Source organism: Vibrio sp. 1641 (assembly GCF_033339995.1).
Classification (GTDB): Bacteria; Pseudomonadota; Gammaproteobacteria; order Enterobacterales; family Vibrionaceae; genus Vibrio; species Vibrio alginolyticus.
The window spans coordinates 1-503 of the sequence record NZ_JAWOVP010000547.1 but is presented as its reverse complement, the minus strand read 5'-3'; the positions used below and the strand labels follow the sequence as shown (position 1 = coordinate 503).

The following is a 503-nucleotide window of genomic DNA, read 5'->3' as shown; positions in this document are numbered from 1 at the left end:
CTTGCGGAAGAATCACCAAGCGCATCTTCTGCCAATAATTCAAACCAAGTGATTCTGCCGCTTCATGCTGACCTCGGTTGATCGCTTGAATCCCACCGCGAAATACTTCTGCCATAAACGCACTTTCAGCGATAGTCAGTGCAATTACCCCCGCCCAAAAATGATTGAGAGAGACATCGAGCAGCGTTGGCATGCCGTAGTAAACCCATAAGTGCAACACCAATACTGGGATTGAGCGGATCACCTCAACGTAGATGCGATTCATCCATTTGAGCGTTGGTGAGCGAGAAAGTGCAGGCAACGCAATCAGCAGCCCAAGAGTCATGGCAAAACACATACTCAAGAGTGACACTTGAATGGTGTCATTAAACCCCGCGACTAAAAACTTTAGGTTGGTTATCCCTTGTTCCGTTGACGGGTCGAGTACATACCAGCCCCATTGGTAATCTGAGCAACCCGTTAACAACAGCAGCGAAATCAGCCATAGAGTTCGAAAGGTCACA

The 503-nt window shown here is 48.1% G+C and carries 1 protein-coding gene; it reads right to left on the bottom strand.

All coding sequences use genetic code 11. From position 1 onward, the window contains the following. Positions 1–502, bottom strand: a 502-nt coding sequence (locus tag R7Z47_RS27050; RefSeq protein WP_318131053.1) for an amino acid ABC transporter permease, incomplete at its 3' end; no start/stop codon positions are given. Position 503: the final 1 nt, after the last annotated feature.